Origin of the sequence: [Mycoplasma] cavipharyngis (assembly GCF_042984175.1) — a bacterium.
Lineage (GTDB): Bacteria > Bacillota_I > Bacilli_A > Mycoplasmatales > Mycoplasmoidaceae > Mycoplasma_N > Mycoplasma_N cavipharyngis.
The window spans coordinates 373,065-396,228 of record NZ_CP155569.1 but is presented as its reverse complement, the minus strand read 5'-3'; the positions used below and the strand labels follow the sequence as shown (position 1 = coordinate 396,228).

Below are 23,164 nucleotides of genomic sequence, written 5' to 3'. Positions count from 1 at the left end.
TATGGCTAAAATCATTTTACGTTCTTCAGAAGCTCGTTCAAAAATTTTAACTGGTCTGAATTTGGTTGCTGATACAATTGCAGTAACAGCAGGACCATTAGGACGCAATATTATTTTGCAACAAAAAAACCAGTTAACACCTTTAATTGTTAATGATGGAGTAACAATTGCTAAAGATATTAATTTAGTTGATCCGATTGAAAATATTGGTGCTAGTATGATTAAACAAGTAGCTGAAGCGACCAATACTGATGCTGGTGATGGAACTACAACTGCAATCATTTTAACTCAAACAATTATTAATCAGTCTTTTAAATTAATTGAAAAAGGAGTTGATCCAATTGCTCTAAAAGATGCAATTCAAACTCTTAGTAATGTTGCAATTGAAAAATTAACTCAATTATCACGACCACTAACAACTAATCAAGAAATTGTTGCAGTAGCTAAAATTGCATCAAACAATCCTAAAATTGCTAAATTAATTGGTAAGGCTTATGAAACTGTTAGTAATGATGGTATTATCAAAATTGAAGATTCACAAACTTTTAATTCTCATTTAGAAGTAGGTGAAGGTTTTGAATTTAATGGTGGTTATTTATCAAGATATATGTTAGATGATTTAACTAAACCTGAAATCAATTGGCATCATGTTAAAGTTTTAGTTTTTAATGAGAAATTAAATTCATTAAAAGCAATTGTTAAAATTTTAGAAGCAGCAAACCAAAATAAAACACCACTAGTTTTAATTGCTCAAAATTTTAGTGATGAAATAATCTCACTTTTAGCAATTAATAAATTAAAAAAAATTTTAAATGTAATTGCTATTAAACCTAAAAATTATTTTTCTAATACCAATGCTTTATTAGAAGATTTAGCAATAGTAATTAATCAAAAATCATATTATTCTGAAAGTCAATTAAACCAACTAACTTGAGATGATTTGGCAGTAGTACAACAAATCAAAATTAATCAAGATAAAACAACAATTATTCACCAACTAGAAGATAAAACTAATTTTAATCATTATTTAGATCAATTAAAATCACAAAAAGATCAGTATCAACTTAAAGATGTTGAATATAATAATTTAGAAAATCGGATTGCTGCATTAGAAGCAAAAATTGCTTTAATTAAAATTGGTGGTCAAACTGAAATTGAACAACAAGAAAAAAAATATCGGATTGAAGATGCTTTAAATGCTACTGCTCATGCTGTTAAACATGGAATTATTCCAGGAGCAGGAATGGGACTTTATTATGTTGCTGAAAGTTTAGTTAAAGAATATGCTGATCAAGCTAATTTTCAAGATGGATTAGCAGTTATTACTGATGCTCTAAAAGCTCCTGCACAACAAATTTTAAAAAACGCTTCAATTGATCCTTATTTCTTAAAACAGTTATATTCACCAGCAAATGATCAATATTTTGATGTTTTCAATAAATCTTGAAATAATGCTTGAGAACAATTGATTATTGATCCTTTAGTTGCTGCAAAAACAGCATTAGCTAAAGCAATTAGTGTTGCTACAACATTAATTACCACTGAAGCAGTAATTGTTGAATTAATTGAAAAACAACGATTTGTTTTCCCTGATATTAAATCATAATTTTTATTCTAATTAAGCCAATTGTTTAATCAATGTTTTAAACAAATTAAAAATTTAAATCCAACTAAACTAAAAAAATCAACTTAGATGATGTTTTTTTAAAAAACAAAGTCTAAGTTTTTTTATTAATTAAATCAAAATGATTAAATTAAAAAAGATTTGATAAAAAATCTGCTTTTTCACTTTTTCTTAATAATTAAATATATAGATTAAAACTAAATAATTAAAAATCATTTAATTGAATTCTAAAAACAATAAGATTTTTATTAAAAAAAACTAAAAAATGAATCAAGTCTATTATTTAAATCAAGATAAATTTATTATTGAAGATTATCAACTAAAGTTTCAAAGTGCTGAATATCAATGAAAAGTTGATGCGCAATTTAAAATTCTAGCTGATTTTAAATTCCCGCCTAATACTTTAAAATACAATGTTAATTTTCCTAATAAAAGAATTGAAAATAATTATTTAACTTATTTGCGTAGTTGTTCTGATGATTTTGGATCATCAAATCATTCTAACTTAAAATGTTATCTTTATAAATCAAGTTTTAATGTCATTTTAAGTGATGATAAATATTTTGATAGTTTAATGAAAAATCGTCTAATTTCAGGATGATTAAATTTTGATATTGATCATCGCGCATTAACTAAAGTGCCATTAGAAGAAAAAAAGATTAATGATGATCAATTCGATCGTTTTTTGAAAAACATGCATAATGCAGTTCAAAATTTTTCTTTTCCATACACTAATAGTTATGATTTGAAAAAACAAAACTTACAAAATGAATATCAACTAAAAGTGTTGACTGATTGAACAATTTATAAAAATACTAATTTTAATAATTATCAATATTCTTCATTTAATGTTGTTTTAGAAGATAAACAATATATCGTTAATTCACCAATTAAAAAATTAATTACCATACAAAGTTTAAATAATCAAATCATTCAAATTAATCAAATTAGTAGTTTAGTTGATTATTATGTTGCAAAAACAAGAAGTGAAAAAACATTAGAAATTAAAAATGATGATCTTTTAATTAGTTTTAATCCTACTAAAACAATTGTAAATATTAGTTTTAAAAGAAAAACAATTTTTGAAAATGATGTTTTAGAAATTGCTCATAATAATGGTGTTAATGGTATTTTTATTCCTTATAAAAGTAAGGGTGCAATTAGAACTAGTCTTTATTTTACAATTAAAGGGGCTAGAGTATTTTTAAATCTTGAAGATAATTTTCAGTTTCAAACTGATTTTTTAATTACTAAAAAACAAAATAATTTAGTCAATTTAAAATCACTTAATTGAAAACCAAGTCAAAAACAATTATTTAATTATAAAAGGATCGAATTCTAATGGTATTAAAACCTAAAGTTAAAAAAATTTTTGTTACTAGTCTAACTGCTATTTTAGCAGCAACATCAATTGTTAGTGGTTATTTAATTTATCAGCAAAAAAAGCCACAAATTAATATTAATAATGATCATCAAAAAAATCAGAATGATCAACCAATTACTTCTAATGACACTAATCCAGTCAGTCAAGAACTAGATTTACAATCAGTTGATCGCATTAGTTTAATTAATGATTTTAATCAAAAAGAAAAATTATTAGAAGCATTAAGTTATCATAATGTTTATAATAATGTTGTTTATCAAATTGATGAAGAAAAAATTCAACCAATTTTAAAAGAAATCGTTCATAATGCGATTTTAGCTAATCAAAAGGGTTTAGTAACATCATCTGAATTTCATGGTAAAATATATTTTAAAATTAATAATTTAGATCTTTCAGTTGATGTTGTTGCCCAATGAAATGATCAAATTGATGCTCAAAAAAAATATTATGATCATTTTCAAATCAATTTCATGATTTAAATTGAACCATTTATGTCAAAAGACGAACTAATTAAATTTATTGAAAAATCATTAGAAAAACGTAATTATCATATTAAAATTACTACTGATAAACTAAATTGACCAATTCGAGATCTGCAAATTGATAGTCTTTTAGCTTTTGCAATTATTACTGATATTGAAAAAGCACTTAATTATCAAGCTGAAGATGAAGAATTATTAAAAGTTAAAACTTTAAATGATTTACTAAAAATCTTTATTAAATAATTTTTTAGTATAAAATTGATAATTGAATTGAAAAATTATGGAATAGTACCCAAGTGGCTGAAGGGGAAGGCTTGGAAAGCTTTTAGGTAGGTCTATCAACCTGCGCGCAGGTTCGAATCCTGTCTATTCCGCCATTAATAGGGGTATAGTTCAACGGTAGAACAGCGGTCTTCAAAACCGCGTGCTGTGGGTTCGAATCCTGCTACCCCTGCCATTTTTTTAATGTAGCAATAATAAAACCATGCTTGTTGTTTAAATCACAAGCATGGTTTTTTATTTGAAATAATTATCTAAAAGTTATTTTCGGGACTTTAAAAATGTTTCTAGTGCTTCACTAATTTCTTTTTCACTAGTTGCATTTTTAATGCCAACAATTTTAGCCTTACGAGTACCATCAAATTGATTAATTAAATGATTTTGCGTAATAATTAAATCAGCTGTATTAGTCATTGGTTTTGCTTGACCAACTGATAAGGCTTCTACTTTACCAGAAATATTTTTATCACGTAAAATTTTCTCAACTTTTAAACGAATTAACATTGAAGTTCCCATTCCAGCACCACAAGCGACAATAATATGCATTATAAACTCCTATTTTTTTAATAATTGTATTGAACAATTTAATTTTATTTTAAATTGAATAACTAATAAATCTAATTTTAATTTGATTAAATCATTATTATTGCTTTTTTTGTCCATAATAAGCATTAGGACCATGTTTGCGAAAATAATGTTTGTCTTGAATGTATTGACTAATTGGTTTAATGTCTGGATTAATTAAAGTTGTTTTTCAACTCATTTCAGCAACTGCTTCAAGAGTGACTGCTGTATTTAGTGCTTGTTTTAAATTTGATCCCCAACAAAATGGACCATGATTAGCAACTAAAATAGCAGGAATAGCTAATGGATCAATATTAGCAAATGTTTCTAAAATTACAATTGCTGTATTCAACTCATAATTATTAGCAATTTCATTTTCAGTTAAAATTCTTGTTACCAATACTGATCCATAAAAGACATCTGCATGAGTTGTGCCTAAACAAGGAATTGGTTTCATTGCTTGAGCAAAAGCGGTTGCATTAGTTGAATGTGTGTGAATAATCGCTTTAATTTTTTGATTTCATTTTCTATATAAGGCTAAATGAGTTGGCGTATCTGATGAAGGATTTAATGTCCCTTCAATGATCTTACCATCTAAATCTACTACTACCATATCTTCAGGTGTCATTACATCATAACTAACACCACTTGGTTTAATCACAACATAACCAGTCGCATCATCATAAGCTGAAGCATTACCTCATGTTAAAACGACTAATCCATGTTTTACTAATGCCATATTAGTTTCATAAACTTGTTTTTTTAAGTTTTCAAGCATAATTGATATCCTGATTGAATTAATTTATCACTAACAAACTGATAAGCATAATTCAAACGTTCTAACTCCTTTTGATAATCAAAAATTTGATTTTTTGGTGCTCACATTTCTACTAAAAAATTTTTTTGATAACCATTTTTAGCTAAAATTGATAATAATTTAATAAAGGGAACATTACTTTGCTCTCATGCTAAATCACGAAAAACATTTGGTAATGTTGCTTTAATATGAACTTGAAGAAAATGATCAATATTATTAATTAAATCATTTTCAGGATCATTAGTTCATTGAAACAAATTACCTAAATCAGGATAAATTTGTAAGTATGGTGAATTAATTAAATCAACATAATAACGCACTTTAGTTGCTGTTCCTAAAAAAGGTGTATCCATTGTTTCAATTCCTAATTGAATATTAGCACTTGCTGCTAGACTAGTAATTATTTTTAAGTTTTCAGCAAACAAAGCTTTTGTTTGTGCTGATGAAGTTTCATAATAAACATCATAACCTGCTAATTGAATAATTTTAATGTCTAATAATTGACAAATATGTAAAGCTTGTTGAAAAATTGTTAAACTTTTTTGTCTAATTGTTGCATCAGTACTACCTAAAGGATATTTTCGATGGGCTGAAAGACACAATGAATTAAAGTAAAAATTATTTTGGTCTAAAAATTTTTTTAGTTTCAATCATTTCTGATCATCTCATTCTAAACGTTTTAAACGTTGAATTGATTCATCAATTGACAATTCCAAAAAATCAAATTTAGCAGTTTTGGCTAATAAAACTTTTTGTTCTAATGTCAAATCATCATGTAAGGCTTTTTCATATAAACCTAGTTTAGTAAGAATCATTGTTAGTTTAAATATTTTTGAAAATCAATTTGATCAATTAAACGATAAAGTTCATTAAACGTTTGACATTGAGCGATTTTATTACCCATATCTAAATCATCAAATAAAGCGGCAATTTGTGGTAAAGCACATGCTGTGTGAAAATCAGCAGTAATTGAAGATAAACAAATTAAAACTTTAATTGGTTCATCACCGAATTTAACTGATTCTTTTAAAGTTAATAGAGCAAAACCATTATCTAAATTGGCTTCACTTGGTTGAGCATGTGGCATTGCTACATGATCAGCAACAATATAATATGGTCCTAACTCTTCAGTTGCCATAATAATTTTTTCTGCATATTCTTTTGTTGCTAATTTAGCATTAACTAATAATTGGACCACTTGATTAATTGCGTCTTTTCAATCAGTTGCTGTTTGTTGTAATGCAACTGTATTATTGTCTTTTAAAATAGCACTAAAAGTTTTTTGTAAATTAGAATTCATAAAACTCTCTTCTTTTAATAAAAAACTTTTATTAATAACAAGAAATCAAATCTTCTAGTAAATTAATAAAAGTTTAAGTAAGATAATGTGAAAATATTAATTTAAACAATTAATTTAATTGTCTAGGATTTAATTTTTTCATTTGTTTTCAATTTTTAATTGATAAAGTATCAGCTAATTTTTGATATTTTTTGTACAAATAAGTTTGTTCTGTATCATCATGGTATTTAATAATTTGTGATAAGAATAATAAAATAATTACTCATAACACAATTAATAAGAAACCAAATTGACCATTTAAACCAACTAAAGCAAATAAACCACCAAAGAAGAAATTAGGATCAGCCATGCCATTATAACCAATTTGAAATGGTGAAGGAGCAGTAGTTGGTTTATTACTGATTGCACCAAAGAAACTATTAATTGAAGAAATACCTAAAGTAATAACTAAAATTTCTAATAAAGCAAAAATAATTGGCACAACAATTGCTGCAACTAATCCACCTGATTTATTAGCATAAATACCAACTGCACCAGAATTGAAGAATAGAGTAATAAAAATAGGTAAAACAATTGGGAAATTAGTTCTACTTGATAATGGGAATGCTAAAGAAATACCATATAAAATTGCAACTGCAACAAATTGACCAATAGTACCAGCAATAAAACCAATAGTTACAGAAGTTTGTGAATAACCAAAAGTAGCAGCAATATCAACCCCAACAGTAGCATCAGGAATTAAACGACTACTAATTCCTAAGAATGATTCTTGCAATTCAGTAACAAACATTCTAACACCATAAACAATAATTAAAATTGAACCAACAATTTTAAAAATACCAAATAGAAAACCATAAAACCAAAATACACCACCACCAGCAGATCATTGACTTAAATTACCACTTTGAGTATTAACAGTGAAATTAGCAGCAGTATTGGTTTGATATGTACCATCTTTAAAAATTCAAAATTTTTGAGCTTCATTTGGAGCAGAATATTGAATTACCAAAACAAAAATTAAAAATAATGAAAAAATAATTAATGCTTGAGTGAAAATGTTATCTTCAAAAATTCTTAAAAATTTTGGTAATCTTAAGTTTTCTGCATCTTTTTCTGGACGACCAAAATATTTACCAATTTTATAAGCAATTGCAATTGCGATCATTTGTTGGTGACCAACAGCAAACCCAGCATTATCAGTTACTTTATTAGTAGCATAATAACTTAATGATGAACCATATGCTCAATATGTTCCAACAGCTAAACCAGCCAAAACAGCAGTACCTCAAAAAGCACCACTACCTGTAATTCCATTAGCTAAAAATAATAAATAAACAACAATACTAAACATTCCTGATTGCTGAATCATAATATGACCAGTTACAAAAATAGCACGTAAGTTAGTAAATCGTTTTAGGGCTACTAAAATAATGTTTAAAGCAAAACCAAAAACTAGTGAAATATAAATAATACTAGTAATGTTTTCACTACCACCAATTCCATTATTACCAAAAAAGTTATTAGCTGTAGTTTGACCAAAGTATGGATCTAAAGGCACAACATTAGCTGTACTATTAGTGTTTAATGCTCCAAGAGCTAAGAAAATAGGACGAGCTGTACCAATTAAGATCCCTGCTCCAACTCCTAAAATCAAAACACCAATAAAACCTTTAATAAATCCTAATAAGACCTGGCTTCAACTTTTTTTGGCTAAACGATAACCTAAAGCAATTAAAACAGCAATTAGTACTGGGCCAATACCTAAAAAGTTAACAATTAAAGCATTATTAAATACTAGTCTAGCAGCTTCACCAAAACCTTTAGAGTTAGTTAATCCAATAACAATAAAGGCGATAAATCATGACAAAACAAATGCGATAAAAAAAGATAACGCAACATATTTATCATATTTACTCATAAATCCACTATAAGATTTATAGAAATTTGATTCTTGAAATTGATTACGTAATTTTTTAATTTTATCTTCAGCTTTAGGAAATAAACCAAAACGCGATTTAGGTTTATTAATCGCTTCATTTAAATTATCATGATCAAAACCATTAACAGTTTTGTCATTTTCATTCATAAGATATACCTTATTTTTTTAGAAATAATTTTTTGATTAAATAATTGATTAGATTTAATGTTGTGGTTCTCTAAAACATAATCATTCACGTGGATTGTGAATCATAAATTTTTCAATATCAGTTTTAGAAACACCAACTTCTTCTAAGAGAGGAATAAAACGAGTAATTAAATATTTAACACCTAATGAAAATACTTCACCACGTTCAAGTGAATAGTGAGTTTGATAATAACAACGCCCAGCATCCATTGATAATAAAATTTGATTAGCAAATTGAGGATTTTGTTGAATCACTCAATGAATGTTATCAGCTAAAACACTGTCAGGAAAATATTTAACTCGATCTGGTCCATCAAAACAGATATTAACACCAAGTTCTAATACTTTTTTATAATAGTAACGATCAGGATTTTTATTTAAATGACATAAAGCAATACTTGATGGATCTGTTCCATGTTTTATTAAAATTTGCGCTGCTTCAAAAGCCATAGTACCTAATTGACAATGAACTAAAACAGGACAACCAGTACGTAAATGAGTCTTCGCAGCCACTTCTAAAGCCTTCATTTCAAATGGATGAATTGCTGCATAACCAGTACCAGCTTTAATTAAACCTGCTTTATGTTTGGTGCGTTTAACTACTGGTCCAGCATATGAATACAAATCCATTCCTTCTTCAATTTCTTTAACGCACATATCAACAACATCATCAACAGGAGTGACAGCTAAAAATGAAATGCGAGTATCATAAAAATGAGCTTTATGAAATCCGGTCAACATTAAAATATGACCTTTATTTTGGAATGCATTAGCAATTTCTAACATTTTAGGTACATTACGACCACAACCAATTGGATCACAACAAACTAATGATTTACCACCATTGTCGATTCATTCTTGAAATTCAGCTTTTCCTGCTGCTACTGAATCCATTAAAAAATCTTTATGTTCACGAACTTCAATTCCACCAGAACGAATTAAGTGTTCATGACTATTTGTAAACCCCAATTCTTCAGGTTTAATATCACCTAAAACAGTGCGAATAAAATTTAATTTTTTTCGATTTTGAGCAGACATTATTTTAAATATATCCTCCATTTCTTCAATTGTTAAATTAATTAAACATAAACTAGAAATATCAATTTGAAAATCAATTCAAAACTAATTTAATATAATCAATTTTTTTATATTATAAATAAGTAAAATATTTAAATTATGCCTTAGTAAAGATTTAAAATATTTTTAGATTAATCACAATTAATAAAATTATGATAAATTTTGTTAAAAACTTTAATAAATATGAATCAATAGTTTAAGATTTTTAAGTATTATGTTTAAGGAAAAATTTTATGGAAAAAATTAAATTTAAGAAAAAAACAGTAAATAATAAAAAAACAGCAAATACTAAAACTAAAAAAACAAAAATTGGTACAACAAACCAATCAAGACCATTATTACAAATTGCTTTAGACACACTAACAATTGAAGAAGCAATTGCAGCAGTTAAAATTGTTGAACCATACATTGACATTGTTGAAGTAGGCACAATTTTACTTGGTGCTGTAGGTAAACAAGCAATTAGTCTTTTAAAATCTGCTTTTCCCAATAAAATTATTGTTGCAGATCTTAAAGTTGCTGATGCAGGTAGTATTTTTGCAAAAATGGCTTTTGATGCTCAAGCAGATTTACTAACAGTTATTTGTGCAGCTGATGCTAATACAATTAAATCAGCATATGATCAATCATTAAAATATGATCATAAACCTGAAATTCAAATTGAATTAACATCAAAATTTAGTACTGAAGATTTATTAGCATGAAAAACTGCTGGTGCTAAACATGTAGTTTATCATCGCTCAAGAGATGCTCAAGCAGCTGGTGTTAATTGAACTAAAACTGATTTAGAAAAAATTGAACAATTGGATCAAGCAGGTTTTAAAGTTTCGATTACTGGCGGTTTAGCAGCAAAAGACATTAAGTTTTTTAAAAATAGTAATCCAGCGATTTTTATTGCTGGACGCACTATTAGAGGTGAAAATGCTGTTAGTGAAGCTAAAAATTTTGTTAGAGAAATCAATAAATATTTTTCAACTAAGTAATTTTTTATTGAACTAATATTTTCAATCAAGATAAATCAAAATTTAAATATCCAATTTTAATTATTTTTATAATATAATTATCACTACTGTATTGATGTATTGATTTTGGTTTTTAATTAGTTAACGTCTTTTTAATAAATTAAAAATTTATGTTAATGATCTTTTAAATCAAATCACTTATATTAAAGCGTTTGAATTTTCATATGGAATTTTATGTAAATGAACAGAACTAAAACAATTACCACAACTACTAAAAAAAATAAAAAAAGTTTAAAAAAAGAGCCTATTAAAAATGAAATTCTTGCTGCTGTTGAAGTTGAACAGAAAGAAATAGTTAAATTTGTTCAAAAACCAGAACAGAAAACTAATAAAATTAATACTTTTTTATTTCAACAACAGCAAATTTTAGAATTACTAAAATTTAACAATGAAAAAAATCATCGAATTCATCGTATCGTTCCTAAAGAACAACTAGATTTGTTAATTAAAAAACCGCAAATTACTTCTATTAGTAATTTATTAAACTTAGTTAGAGTCAAACCTGATTATGTTTATAAAACTGAAGAAGAATTGTATCACCAATATTTACAAGAATATATTGCAACTAAAGATACTAAAATCGAGCGTGATGATGAGTATGTACCAGTTGAAAAAACTGCTCCTGATTTATCAGATTATGTTATTAGTAGTAAAATTTTTGATAAATATCTGCCAGAAGAAATGGCTAGAAAAAATGCTAAAAAAGTTTTAATTCTAACTGATACTGATTATCAACAAACAACTCGAACTTATCAATTATTAATTAAATGTTTAAGAAAAAATGGTATTTTCTTTGTTGAATATACTAACATTCAACCTCGAATTAACCGAAAATTAGTTTGAGATGTTGCTAAATTTGGTCATGAATATAATATTGATTCAATTATTGCTTTTGGTTCTTGACCACTAATTGATTTTTCAAAAATTTTAGTTGTTAAATTAGCTAATCCTAATTTACGTCATTTATCACTTTCTGCGAATGAAGTTTATACTAATGCTAACTATGCAGTTTTCTCAATTCCAACTATTGTATGTATGGAAGATAATGTTAATGCAACTAGTGTTTTGTTTAACAGCGTTACTGATGATGATGGTACTAAGAAATTTACTGGTTTAAAAGATTTACTATCACTAATTACACCTTCTGATAATTCTGATTGTTCCTTCTTTTATCCTGAAATTTTATTAGAATTAAGCACTAATAAATTAAAAGAAGCATTAATTGAAACTTACTTTCGAATTATTTTAAATTTCTTTGATCGACAAATTTCTGATGCAACTCAAGATCAACTAGCAGAAGATGCTAAATTTGTTCATTCAATTTTAACTAAAATTAATCAAAATAAAAAAATTACTGAAAATGATTGTGATCAATTAGCTGTAATTATTGTTCGTACTGTTGATGGTACAACTTACTTACCAGATCCTAATCAATGAAATTGATACTTTTTGGAATCAGCATTGTCTGCTGAATTTAATTCTAAAAAATCTGAAAATTTAGCTTTGTTAGCACCTAATTACTTTAAACAAGCATCATTAATGTCATCAGAATTTAAACAACGAGCGATGTTGTTAGCTGAAAAACTTTATAATAAACAATCTATAGAAGGATTGATTCTTGAAATCATGGGTTTCATTAGTGAATTTAACTTACCACGAGCATATTTAGATTTACCTGAAGCAGCTAACTTAACTCCTGATGATTTAGTTAATGTAATTCGTTTCAGTAATTATTTAACTACTTCTAAATTAACTAAAAAAGTAATTAAAGAAGTTCCTTTATACTAATAAAATTACCTTTTTATCTTAATCATTAAAAAAATCACTGTTTTGTTTCATGCAGTGATTTTTTTAATCAATCAAACAAATAATTAAAAGATGTTTTATTGAATAGGCTTTTATGCTTATTAATACAATTAGCACATTAATTAAAAATTAAAAAAGGTATTTTATTAAATTCATCTAATTATTGTTTTATGCTTTAATAATTAACTAATAAATTTAAGCAATCAATTCAATCGATATTTTTTAATAATCATTCATTAATTAGATTAACTTAACTTAAATCAATTATTAAATGTAATTAAATTTAATAACAGTAATTTGATAATCTTCTAAAATTTATTATCATATTGATCATTTTTAAATAGGCAATTTTATTAGAATTAAAGTGGATTAGTATAGTTTATTAGAGATACTAGAACAACTTCAAAATTTGTTTAATAAATTAAATTTTATTTCATTATTTGTTTTATCAATAAGATTAATATTTTTATTTAATAGTATTGCTGATTGTTCACCTAAACTTAAATTCAATTAAATTAAAACTAATTCTAAAATCTAAATGTTAATAATAAGAATTTTTTTGTTTAAATTTTTAAATTAAACAAAATAACTAGAAATTTAATTAATATTAATTTTATTTTGAAAATAAAATGTGCTTTTGTTTGGAATGATAATCAATAATTATTTAAGTAATTTGATCGTGTTCTTTTTGTATTGATAAATAGCAGTTAAACTATAAATAATTAAACCAACAAGAATAACAACACCTCAAAAAATTGCTGTTGCTTGATAAAGTCCAGTAATTGAAAAATTTAAACTACTAGAAAAATTAGTTAAAGCTAATTTCAATAATTGAAGAAAAGGATATACTAAAATTAAAGAACTAGTAATGCCAATAAATAAAGCACTTAAAAAGTGCCTAAATGATAACTAAAAATTAATTTGATTTTAGCTCCTAGTGATTTTAATAATCCAATTTCTTTTATTTTAGAATTAGATAATAAAAAGCCAAAAGTAATAATAGAAAATATTGACAATAAAATTAATCCAAAAGTAATATACCCTAATGAAGTCAATGTGATTGAATTTTGATTTAAAGCAGTTTTAATCACTTCTGTTGCATTAAAAGAAACTTGATAAAAAAGGCTAATTTCTTTTAATTGTTTTTGAAAATTTGTTTGAAATTGATTTAAATTTTTAATTAAATTAGCATCAAAATAAAAACGTAAATTTTTTAAATGTGAAGATTCTAAATAATTTTTTAAACTTTGATTAATTTTGATTGGATCATTAGTTTTATCAGTTGAATTAGTTTGATATTTTCCTACGACTTTAACAACTATAGCATTATCAACATTATTAGTTTTTACATTTAAATAATATTCTTGATTAATTTTTAAATTATGGTTATTAGGTACTAAAATTTCATTTTGATTACTAATTTTTTTACCTTCAATAATAACTTCATTATTATCTATCAATGAATAAGATTCATTATAAACAATACCTGATGATCTAACAACATTGTCTTGAATATAAAAAGCAGAAATTGTTGCACTTACTTTATTAATTTTAGAATCATTATTTATAGGATCATTTGGATCTGAAACATTCATTGTAGGATTTTCTAAATTAATAATATTTTGAACTGAATTATTTATTAAAAATGAATCATAATGATTTGAAAAATTACTTGAATGATTAATTCCTACTACTTGTAATTTAGTAGAATTACTAGCACTTCTACCATATTGAATACTTATTTCTTGATTTTGTGGATCAATAATATTTAATTCTTTAGCAATATCAGCGCCAATAATAATTTGATGATCATTTAATTGTTTATTACCAACAATATTTAATTTGTTTAATCGTTCTTGAAAAAATAGATTTGAATTAATTGTTTGATAATTAATTTTGAATTTTTGACTTTTATGATTAACATATAAAATCTTGCCATAATTATCATCACCAATAACTTCTTTAATTCCCGATAATTTTTTAATTTTATCAATATCATTATCAACACTAATATTGTTTTTACTAATAATGCCTGCATCTAAATTAGCACTAAGAACATTTTGAGCATTAGTAGCAATACTAACATTTGAAAAATTAAAAGCAAATGAAAATGTTAAAGAACTTAAAAATAATGAAAAAATAACAGTAAATAAAGCTAAGATTTTTTTATGAAAATCTGAAATCACTAACTTAAATAAAGGTGCTAATTTATATTTAAAATGTTTTTTTAAATCATTTTTGTGATCAAATAAATTTAATGTGGTAATTTGATTATTTTGATTATCAATTTTATTTGTTTGCAATTCATTATTGGCTAAATTATAAATATAATCACCATATCTTTGTGCAGCTTTTAAATCATGAGATACAACAATCACTGTTTTTTTACTACTAATTTTTTTCAAAATTTGAAAAATTTGATCAGAATTTTTTTGATCTAAATTTCCTGTTGGTTCATCTGCAAGAATAACATTAGTTTCACTTAAAACACTTCTTAAAATAGTAATTCTTTGTTTTTCACCACCTGATAAAAATTTAACTGGTTTTACTAAATCTTTTGGATTTAAACCAACAATTTCTGCAGCATCAATAATTTTTTGTTTATCAATTTGTTTACCATTAATATTGTGAACTAATTTGATATTATCAATCCCATTTAACTCATTCATTAAATTAAAATCTTGAAAAATAAATGCTGATTTTAATTTTGTTTTATTTTGATCAGATTGATTGCAATAAAAAATATCACCAGAATATTCTTGATCAATTTGACCAATAATGTTTAATAAAGTTGTTTTACCAATGCCTGAAGGACCAATGATAAAAAACATTTTTTGATCAGGTATTGTTAAATTAATTTTGTTTAAAATTTTGTTATTGTTAATAGTTTTACTAATATTGATAATTTTGATCATATTTGTTGATAGACAATTCTTTTTAAAAAATAAAATTATGTTAATAATTCAATTGTTTTTTTACGATACTTCAATCAGATAATAATAGCATAAAATAAACTACCAATTATTAAAATAATCAATCCACTAATAAATAAAAATAAAAAGAAATAGCTCAAATAATTTTGTTGGTTCAATGAATCATTAAATACAATCCTATTTAATAAAAGATAAACTGGATAACTAATAAGTAAACTGCTAATTAATCCAATAATAAAAATATTAATAAATGTGCTTAACTGATAAATTAAAGCAAGCGAAAATGGCATTTTAAGAATTTTTAAAATTCCTAATTCTTTAGTTTTACTATCAGTTAAAAATTTTGCAAAACCTAAAATAGTAATTAATGAAATAAATAAAAATATAAAGGCGATTGCTAAAAAAATAATTTGATTAATATAATTATCATAATTAATATCATTTAACACTTTACTAGCTGTATATTGAACATTTAATTGAGGATTGATTGCTTTAATTGCAGCATCAATTTCTCTATTACTAAAGTTGGGTTTAAAATAAAAAGTAATCCCATCAGGTTTTATTGTTTTTCATAATTTTAGAGTTTCTGAAGTTGTTTTAATACTAACTAAATTATTGTTATTATCATTTATTGTTCCTACTATTTTAATTGGGTGATTATTAGCAAAACCTGATAAAAAATAATTATGATTTAGTTGTAAATTATTGCTTTCAAAAAAATTTTTACTAACTACAATTTCATTAATATTAATTGGTTTTAAACCATTAATCGAATCATTATTATTAATGATTAAATCTTGATCATTATTAGTTAATAGTGAAAAATTTATTTCTTGATTTGAATCAACTAAACTAAAATCATTAGTCTTTTTAGCGAAATAATCTTTTAATATTTCAAGATATAAGTTAAGAGTAATAAAACTAATATTTTTTTGATTGAAATCAAAAAAAGGATTTTGATCATAAACATTTGCTCTTACAACTGTTATATTATTGTAATTGCCTAATGTAATTGTATTATTAGTTTTTAAATTAAACATTTTTAGTTGTTTAATTATTGAACTTGCCAAAATAATTTGGTCATTATTAATTAAATTTGCTCCATTTAAATCATTATATGTTAATCTTTTTTGAAAAAAGTGATTTGGTTCAATTAATTGATAATCTGTGACTGGAATAATAATTGGATTATTTGAGCTATCACTAACTAATAAATCAATTTTAGGAATTTGATTTATTAAATGTTCAACAAATTTTAAGTTTTTAATTTTATTAATTAATGTTGGTGAAATTGGTTCGGTAATATTTGAATTATTAGAATTTAAAGTAATCATACCTTGATCGACTAATGTCACAAATGCATTATTAAAATTGCTATTATTGTTTTTTTGATTAATAGTAAAAAAACTAGCTAAACTTGAGATTGATAAGACAATAGTTAAGATCGTGAAAATAATACTAATTCATTTTCGTTTGAAATCTGATCAAATAAATTTAGGTAATAATTTTCATTTTAAATACTTATATTTTTGATTGGATAATGGTTCATTATTAGATTCTAAAACTAATTGTGAATCAATTAGATGATTTACTAATTGCTTTTGTTTATTAATCATCATTTGTTTTTCTGGTAAATCAAAAATGTAATCACCATATTTATATGCAGCATCTTGATCATGAGAAACTACAATTACTGTTTTATATTTAGTAATTTTTTTAAAAATTTGAAAAATAATTTCTGCATTTTGATAATCTAAATTATCAGTAGGTTCATCTGCTAATAAAATCGGAGCATCAGAAATTAAACTCCTTAAAATGGCAACTCTTTGTTTTTCACCACCAGATAAAAATCTTACTGGTTTTTTTAATAATGAATGATTTAAATTAACAATTTTGGCTCATTTTAAAATTTTATTTAATGCTATTGTTTTATTTTGAATATTATGAGACAAACTAATATTTTCATAACCATTTAAATTGTCAATTAAATTATAGTTTTGAAAAATAAAATCGACTTCATAATCTAAATCAAAATGGTTTTGATCATTTTTTCATTTAATTGAACCAGTATTAGCTTGATCTAATTTACCAATTAAATTTAATAATGTTGTTTTTCCCGAACCTGATCGACCAATAATAAAAGTCATTTTTTGATTAGGAATTTTTAAATTTAAATTTAAAAAGATCTCTTGATTATTAATTATTTTAGTTAATTGTTTTATTTCTAACATTTGATAAAAACTTTTGATTATAAAAATTATAAAAAATATTTTAGTTGAATATTTTTAATATTTTATCTTTTTTAATAAATAAACACTCCATTTTAATTAATAGAGTGTTTATTTAAATTTAATTCGTGAATATGTTTTATTTAAAATTATTAAAAAAATTTATTTATTAACAGTATCATTTTTTAAATATAAAAAATGATATAAATCAGTTTCAGATTTCAAATTATTTTCTTTAAATTTATTTAATGAATTATTTTTTATAAAAATTTTTACTAAATTTTGATAATTTAAATCTTTTAAAGTTTGATAAATAAAATAATAGTCTTCAATATTATTAATCGAATATCTTTTTTGATTTAATAAATTAGAGATATTATTAAAAATAAGTTGATTTTTTTGATTGTTTTTCAGATAATGACTAATTTTTAACATTGTCATTTGCTCAAAATTATTATTATTATTATTATTATTGTCTATTTCTTGATTTAATCTTTGATTAACAGAATTTACATAATAATTATAAATATCAAATTTATATTCTATAAAATTTAAAGTTAGATAATTTAATAAATTCAATAATAATGAATCAATCAATAAATTATTATTGTTATTAACAAAAAAATCAATTTGTTTTTTTATGAGTTAACAATATTGAAATCTAAATTAATATTTAATTTTTTTGCAATTTTTAACTAATAAAAACTATCTATTAAAAATTTTGGTGGATTTGTATTGTTGTAATTAATTTTATTGATATTAAAATTAAAAAAATAATTTCTAATTGTTTCTGTTGGTTTATTATTTAAAAATAAATAATAATAAGAATTTTTATAATTAGGTAAATAAAGTTTTTCAAAATTTTTAATTTTATTAATTAAACGATTAATTGTTTGTTCGAATAATTGAGTATCGTTTTCAATATTTTTTTTGAAAACATCAAAATATAAATCAGAAAAATCGGAACTAAAATTTTTTATAACATGATCTTTAAATTTGGATCAAATTAATTGCTCTAACATATTAAATTTTACAGAATTATTCAATTTAATTTCTTCTAAAAAGAATACAGCGCTTGAAATAATATTATCTAATAATTCTTTTTTAGTTTCAGATTCGATTTTTTGCTTATAAAAATCAGCTCATATATTTGATCAATTTAAAAAATCGTTTTTTCTAGATCCAATAAGTTGATTGAAATCTGATTAAGATAAAAACGCTAAAATGTAATATTCAATTCCTAAAAAATAATCTGTATTATTTATTGAATTAAATTGATCTGGAGAATTAAAGTTTAATTTATTTAAATAATTTTTAATATTTTCATTAAATTTAAATTTATTAATTAGATTATTTAAATTATATTTTTTAAATAAACGATAAAAATATGTAAAAATATGAAAATTTGTTGCTTCATCTAAAGACGAGGAAAAAATAAATTTTTCTTTTGTTCTATCAAAAAATTGATTTAAATAATTTTCAATTTCTATTTCTGAAACTTTACTTTGAAACAAAATAATGTTTAATAAATAATAAACTTTATAAGCATTTGATTCAGATTTTCAATCTAAATTTATATTATTACTTAAAATAGTTTCATTTAATTTTTGAAATTTTAAGTTATTTTTTTCTGTTAAAGAAATAATCGAAGAATAATTTTCAAAATTTTTTATATAAAATTTATCATAAATAAATTCATTATTGTTATCTTGAAATATTTTTTTATTAAATGATTGAGAAATTGAATGATTATCAGTAAGTTTTAACTCATCATCATTTGAATTTATCGTATTAATTGTAAATTTTTTATTATTATTTAAAATAATTGGCAAACTAACAGATAATGAAATAATTGAAACAACAGAAACAATTGAAAGAATACTAGTTTTTTCTTTAATAAAGAAATTTTAAAAATATTTTTCACAGGAATTAAATTTTTTTATATAAATTAATAAAAATAAGAATAATCAAATTTAATGGTTGTTATAAAAAATTAAATATAAGCAACCATATAATTATATAATTAATATCATAATTTTAATTTGATATACAAATAATTTTTATATACTAAAAAATAATTATTTTAGAATTGATTTTTTATTAAATAGGATTTTGTTGTTGATACAACTATTTAATAATATTGATCAAAAAAACACCTTTTTAAGATAAATTATTCAAAATTAAAAAGGTGTTTATTGAATTTGTTTATTATTTTTTTATTATCCAAGTAAAGATTTAATAAATTCTTGAGTAATTTCATTTTTATTAGGAAATTTCACTTTACCAAAATCAGTTTTAGGAGCAATAAATTTACTTACACTAGTTTGACGATCTTCTAATTCAGTACTATATTTATTATCTTTTAAAATTCCAATTTGATCAGGATTTAGGGGATAATTGGTTGAAACTAAATAGGGGTTTAATGAAACAACTGTACTAATTAATCCTTTTAATGCATTTTTAACATTCTTAGAAAAATCTAATGCATGTCCTTGAGCAAAATCACCTTGTAAAATTTCATTAAATACACTAAACAACGGTAATTGAAAAATTGAGACGTATGGTTTTAAATAAGTATTTAGTGGATTACTATAACTTGCAATCGCAGCAGTTTCAAATTTATTCAATAAATCAGGTTTTGTTGCATTGTTTGTTGGATCAACAACATCACCGTCTTTAGTAATTGTTTTAATGATTTTTTCATACTGATTATTTCGAGTAGTACCATTAATAGATGCTGTTGTATTTGAATAGAAATTTTGATAATTATCAGCCAAAGATTTTTGATCACTTAATTTTCAAATTAGTTGCAAATTAGTTTGGTTTTGATTGGATTTATTTGAAATATCTTCTAATAAAACTCCTGGTTTAGCACTAGCTACTAATTGGTTTAAATTTAATTGATCATTTGAAGTATAACTTGAAGAAATTGTGTTGTTTGGATTTGCTAAAGTTGTCGTTGTTTCATCTATTTGTTGATCATTAGTTTGGTCTGTTTGACTATCATCTATTATTTCATCTTCAATTGGACTTGATAAATCAATTTCTTCCTCACCTCCTAATAAATCAATTTCTTCACCATCTATTGCTTCATCATCAAATTGACCTAAATCTGTCAAATCGACAGTCGATCTTTTTGCTCTAATTTTAACAGTTTGATTTTGACTTTGATCTAAATTAGGCACAAGTGAATCAACTTTAGATTTTAAATTAGTTTCAGTATAAAGTGGTTGATCATTAATTGTCTCAGGCAGATCATAAAAAGCATTGGAAACTAATGCTGTAATTTGTGAATTAGAAAATTCAAATTTTTTTGCTAATAGTAAACGTAAAAATTTTTCAACAGGACGTTCCACTCTTTTTTCTAGATCATTATCATTTAAACCTTCTTTAGTAATTCAATTTTTAGATCTAGTATTTTTTGATTGTGAATTAGGCACATAAAAATAAGTTAAAATTTCAAACAATGCTTTTAGATCAAATTTTTTAACTTTGTCAACTAATTTTAAAATACCTTCCGCAGCAAAAAGATTTTTATTACTAATCTTAGTTTGCACAGCATTTAACTGACTGAAAAATGGGATTAAAAATTGATATAATCCTGATAAATCAGTTGAAGAATGGACTTGATCAACTTGTCATCCTAAAGTGTAATTATTAGCAATTTTATGATCAAATGTTTTTGCCATATAAAGTGATAAATTACCATCTTTCACTTCATAAGTTGTACTAATTTTTGTTCCTTTAGGAATGTTTAAGTTACTTAAATCCAAATCACTAGCAACACTTGTGATAATTGAATTTAAAGGGTTTTTATTATCACTTACATCAAGACCAAATGCGCCTAAAATTACTTTTAAATTTAATACTTTGCTAACATTATATTTTCGTTCTGGTTTTTGTTCATTATTTTCAGTTATTGTTACATCAGTTGCATCATTATTTGTAGTAGTAACTGAATCATTAGTTATAGTATTTAATTTAATAGTTAAATCTTGATCTAATTCAACTGTTTTAATGTATTTTAAAGAAACTCTAGGTTGATTAGGAATTTCATTATTAATCACTGGATCTTTAATTCAGTCTAAACGAATTTTTAGATGATCATAAATAAAACTTGCTAAATCATAATCAACAAAAGTTTCAATAAAAGCATAAATATCATCTAAACTAGGTTTATCACTTTGATCAAAAATACTTGCAATTAAATTAATTGCTGTTAATGGAATGCCAAAACCTGATAATATTTTTTTTCTTCCTGCTAAAGTTGTTTCATTATAAATTAGATCAATTAATGAATAAGTTTTACCATCATTTTGAGAAACATTTTTAATTGAGAAATATTTTAGAATGTTGTAAATATCTTTAACTAAATTAACATAATAAATTTTTGTTAAATTAATTTCACTATGATTTAAATCGGCTTTAATTTCTTGAGAAGTTAAATTGCTAATATTTTTAGTTGTTTCTTGATTTAACTTAGCAAAATCAAAGCCAGTAGTTAGTCTTGTATAGTAAGTGTTTAAAGCAAAACTACGAGCAAAAATAAAATCTAAATGATGTAATGTTTGTTCAACAAAACTCAAGTTTGATTGAACTGAACTTGATTGTAAAATTTGGTTGTTATTATCACCAACTACAACTTTTAAATTATTTAATTTAGCACTAATATTATTTTCACTACTATCAACAGTTCAGGCTGAAAAAAATTGATCAATTTTACCATCTGAAGCATTATTTTTTTTCAAGTTGGGATTAATGTGTGCTTGATTAAACTGAATCACTACTTGAGTTAGTGCAAAGGCAGGAATCATTACACTATTAAATAAATTTAATAATTGATTATTTTGGTTGTACAAACTAAAAACTAATTTAAAGTTTTTAATTAATAAATTATCATTAGATTTTACAAGCTGAAAATCAAGTTTTAAATTAGTAAAATCAATTTTAATTTTACTATTAGTTAAAACTAAATATTTTAAGTTATCTAAAATATCATTTCTAATTTGCTCTTTAGATAAATTAGTAATAATATTTTTATATTTTGGTGCTTTTAAAATATATTCAGGATTTAAATCAGAATCAAACCCTTGAAATCTAGGATCAATATCAGATGATCTTTGAAATTTAGTTGTTTGATAAAAATTGTTAGAAAAATTTAACTTAGTTTCATCACTACCACTTAAAACATCATCTAATGTACCATTATTACTATTATTATTATTTGAATTATTATTATCATTATTTAATGGTGGTAGGTTTGGTAATAATGATTGATTATTAGTTCGATTAGATGTTAAATTCGTTTTAGAACGAACTAAACTATTGTAATTAGGTGCACATGCAGATAATACACTAGTAGAAATTAATCCTAGTGTTGCTGATAAAAAAATTTGTTTTTTTAAACTTTTTTTCAATTTCATATTAATTTTTTAAATTTCATATTAATTAAGAAATCTTTTTCAATTAATTAGTTAAAAAAATTCAAAAAATTAAATGAAAAATGTTATTGATTCCATTTTA

At 23.6% G+C, this 23,164-nt stretch carries 19 protein-coding genes and 2 tRNA genes; 8 read left to right on the top strand and 13 right to left on the bottom strand.

Annotated elements, in window-relative coordinates; translation table 4 throughout:
* Window position 1: 1 nt before the first annotated feature.
* The 6 genes from groEL to MCAV_RS01520 all read left to right on the top strand — a co-directional run bounded on the left by groEL (window position 2) and on the right by MCAV_RS01520 (window position 3,947).
* On the top strand, window positions 2–1,606 hold the full coding sequence (gene groEL / locus MCAV_RS01545) for a chaperonin GroEL (protein ID WP_391592131.1): 1,605 nt from the start codon (window positions 2–4) through the stop codon (window positions 1,604–1,606).
* A 283-nt stretch (window positions 1,607–1,889) separates the two neighbouring features.
* Window positions 1,890–2,966 carry a hypothetical protein gene (locus tag MCAV_RS01540; protein WP_391592130.1) on the top strand — a complete coding sequence of 359 codons (1,077 nt, stop codon included), beginning with the start codon at window positions 1,890–1,892 and terminating at the stop codon, window positions 2,964–2,966.
* Entirely contained in the window at window positions 2,966–3,487 is a 522-nt protein-coding gene (locus tag MCAV_RS01535) for a hypothetical protein (RefSeq protein ID WP_391592129.1), read from the top strand. The genes MCAV_RS01540 and MCAV_RS01535 overlap by 1 nt, the downstream gene beginning before the upstream one ends.
* A gap of 12 nt (window positions 3,488–3,499) precedes the next feature.
* Window positions 3,500–3,733 carry a phosphopantetheine-binding protein gene (locus tag MCAV_RS01530; protein ID WP_391592128.1) on the top strand — a complete coding sequence of 78 codons (234 nt, stop codon included), beginning with the start codon at window positions 3,500–3,502 and terminating at the stop codon, window positions 3,731–3,733.
* A 39-nt stretch (window positions 3,734–3,772) separates the two neighbouring features.
* A tRNA-Ser gene (locus MCAV_RS01525) sits at window positions 3,773–3,867 on the top strand.
* Between the two features lie 5 nt (window positions 3,868–3,872).
* Window positions 3,873–3,947: transfer RNA gene (locus MCAV_RS01520), tRNA-Trp, on the top strand.
* An 83-nt stretch (window positions 3,948–4,030) separates the two neighbouring features.
* Here MCAV_RS01520 and MCAV_RS01515 read toward each other — a convergent pair.
* The 6 genes from MCAV_RS01515 to MCAV_RS01490 all read right to left on the bottom strand — a co-directional run bounded on the left by MCAV_RS01515 (window position 4,031) and on the right by MCAV_RS01490 (window position 9,613).
* Entirely contained in the window at window positions 4,031–4,315 is a 285-nt protein-coding gene (locus MCAV_RS01515) for a PTS sugar transporter subunit IIB (protein ID WP_391592127.1), read from the bottom strand.
* A 97-nt stretch (window positions 4,316–4,412) separates the two neighbouring features.
* Window positions 4,413–5,111 carry an L-ribulose-5-phosphate 4-epimerase gene (locus MCAV_RS01510; RefSeq protein WP_391592126.1) on the bottom strand — a complete coding sequence of 233 codons (699 nt, stop codon included), beginning with the start codon at window positions 5,109–5,111 and terminating at the stop codon, window positions 4,413–4,415.
* Window positions 5,096–5,965, bottom strand: coding sequence for an L-ribulose-5-phosphate 3-epimerase (locus MCAV_RS01505; RefSeq protein ID WP_391592125.1), 870 nt, complete (start codon window positions 5,963–5,965; stop codon window positions 5,096–5,098). Before MCAV_RS01505 ends, MCAV_RS01510 begins: the two co-directional genes overlap by 16 nt.
* A 2-nt stretch (window positions 5,966–5,967) precedes the next feature.
* Entirely contained in the window at window positions 5,968–6,450 is a 483-nt protein-coding gene (locus MCAV_RS01500) for a PTS sugar transporter subunit IIA (protein ID WP_391592124.1), read from the bottom strand.
* A gap of 109 nt (window positions 6,451–6,559) precedes the next feature.
* A complete protein-coding gene (locus MCAV_RS01495) occupies window positions 6,560–8,536 on the bottom strand; it encodes a PTS ascorbate transporter subunit IIC (RefSeq protein WP_391592123.1) in 1,977 nt (658 codons plus the stop codon).
* 54 nt (window positions 8,537–8,590) lie between these two features.
* Window positions 8,591–9,613, bottom strand: a complete 1,023-nt coding sequence (locus MCAV_RS01490) for a phosphotriesterase (RefSeq protein ID WP_391592122.1) — start codon at window positions 9,611–9,613, stop codon at window positions 8,591–8,593.
* Between the two features lie 272 nt (window positions 9,614–9,885).
* On the opposite strand from MCAV_RS01490, the gene MCAV_RS01485 reads away from it, so the two are divergent.
* Both MCAV_RS01485 and MCAV_RS01480 read left to right on the top strand, forming a co-directional pair.
* On the top strand, window positions 9,886–10,635 hold the full coding sequence (locus MCAV_RS01485) for a 3-dehydro-L-gulonate-6-phosphate decarboxylase (protein ID WP_391592121.1): 750 nt from the start codon (window positions 9,886–9,888) through the stop codon (window positions 10,633–10,635).
* Window positions 10,636–10,854: 219 nt separating this feature from the next.
* Window positions 10,855–12,462: an iron-containing alcohol dehydrogenase gene (locus tag MCAV_RS01480; RefSeq protein ID WP_391592120.1), complete on the top strand. Its 1,608-nt coding sequence runs from the start codon at window positions 10,855–10,857 to the stop codon at window positions 12,460–12,462.
* Window positions 12,463–13,140: 678 nt separating this feature from the next.
* On the opposite strand, the gene MCAV_RS01475 is transcribed toward MCAV_RS01480, so the two are convergent.
* The 7 genes from MCAV_RS01475 to MCAV_RS01445 all read right to left on the bottom strand — a co-directional run bounded on the left by MCAV_RS01475 (window position 13,141) and on the right by MCAV_RS01445 (window position 23,064).
* A complete protein-coding gene (locus MCAV_RS01475; protein WP_391592119.1) occupies window positions 13,141–13,308 on the bottom strand; it encodes a hypothetical protein in 168 nt (55 codons plus the stop codon).
* Window positions 13,309–13,367: 59 nt separating this feature from the next.
* Window positions 13,368–15,395, bottom strand: coding sequence for an ATP-binding cassette domain-containing protein (locus MCAV_RS01470; protein ID WP_391592118.1), 2,028 nt, complete (start codon window positions 15,393–15,395; stop codon window positions 13,368–13,370).
* A 35-nt stretch (window positions 15,396–15,430) separates the two neighbouring features.
* Entirely contained in the window at window positions 15,431–17,644 is a 2,214-nt protein-coding gene (locus tag MCAV_RS01465; RefSeq protein WP_391592117.1) for an ATP-binding cassette domain-containing protein, read from the bottom strand.
* Between the two features lie 159 nt (window positions 17,645–17,803).
* Complete coding sequence (locus MCAV_RS01460) at window positions 17,804–18,076, bottom strand: hypothetical protein (protein WP_391592116.1); 273 nt, start codon at window positions 18,074–18,076, stop codon at window positions 17,804–17,806.
* 260 nt (window positions 18,077–18,336) lie between these two features.
* Window positions 18,337–18,663, bottom strand: a complete 327-nt coding sequence (locus tag MCAV_RS01455; protein WP_391592115.1) for a hypothetical protein — start codon at window positions 18,661–18,663, stop codon at window positions 18,337–18,339.
* A 183-nt stretch (window positions 18,664–18,846) separates the two neighbouring features.
* On the bottom strand, window positions 18,847–19,473 hold the full coding sequence (locus MCAV_RS01450; RefSeq protein ID WP_391592114.1) for a hypothetical protein: 627 nt from the start codon (window positions 19,471–19,473) through the stop codon (window positions 18,847–18,849).
* A gap of 387 nt (window positions 19,474–19,860) precedes the next feature.
* A complete protein-coding gene (locus tag MCAV_RS01445; RefSeq protein WP_391592113.1) occupies window positions 19,861–23,064 on the bottom strand; it encodes a hypothetical protein in 3,204 nt (1,067 codons plus the stop codon).
* Window positions 23,065–23,164 lie beyond the last annotated feature (100 nt).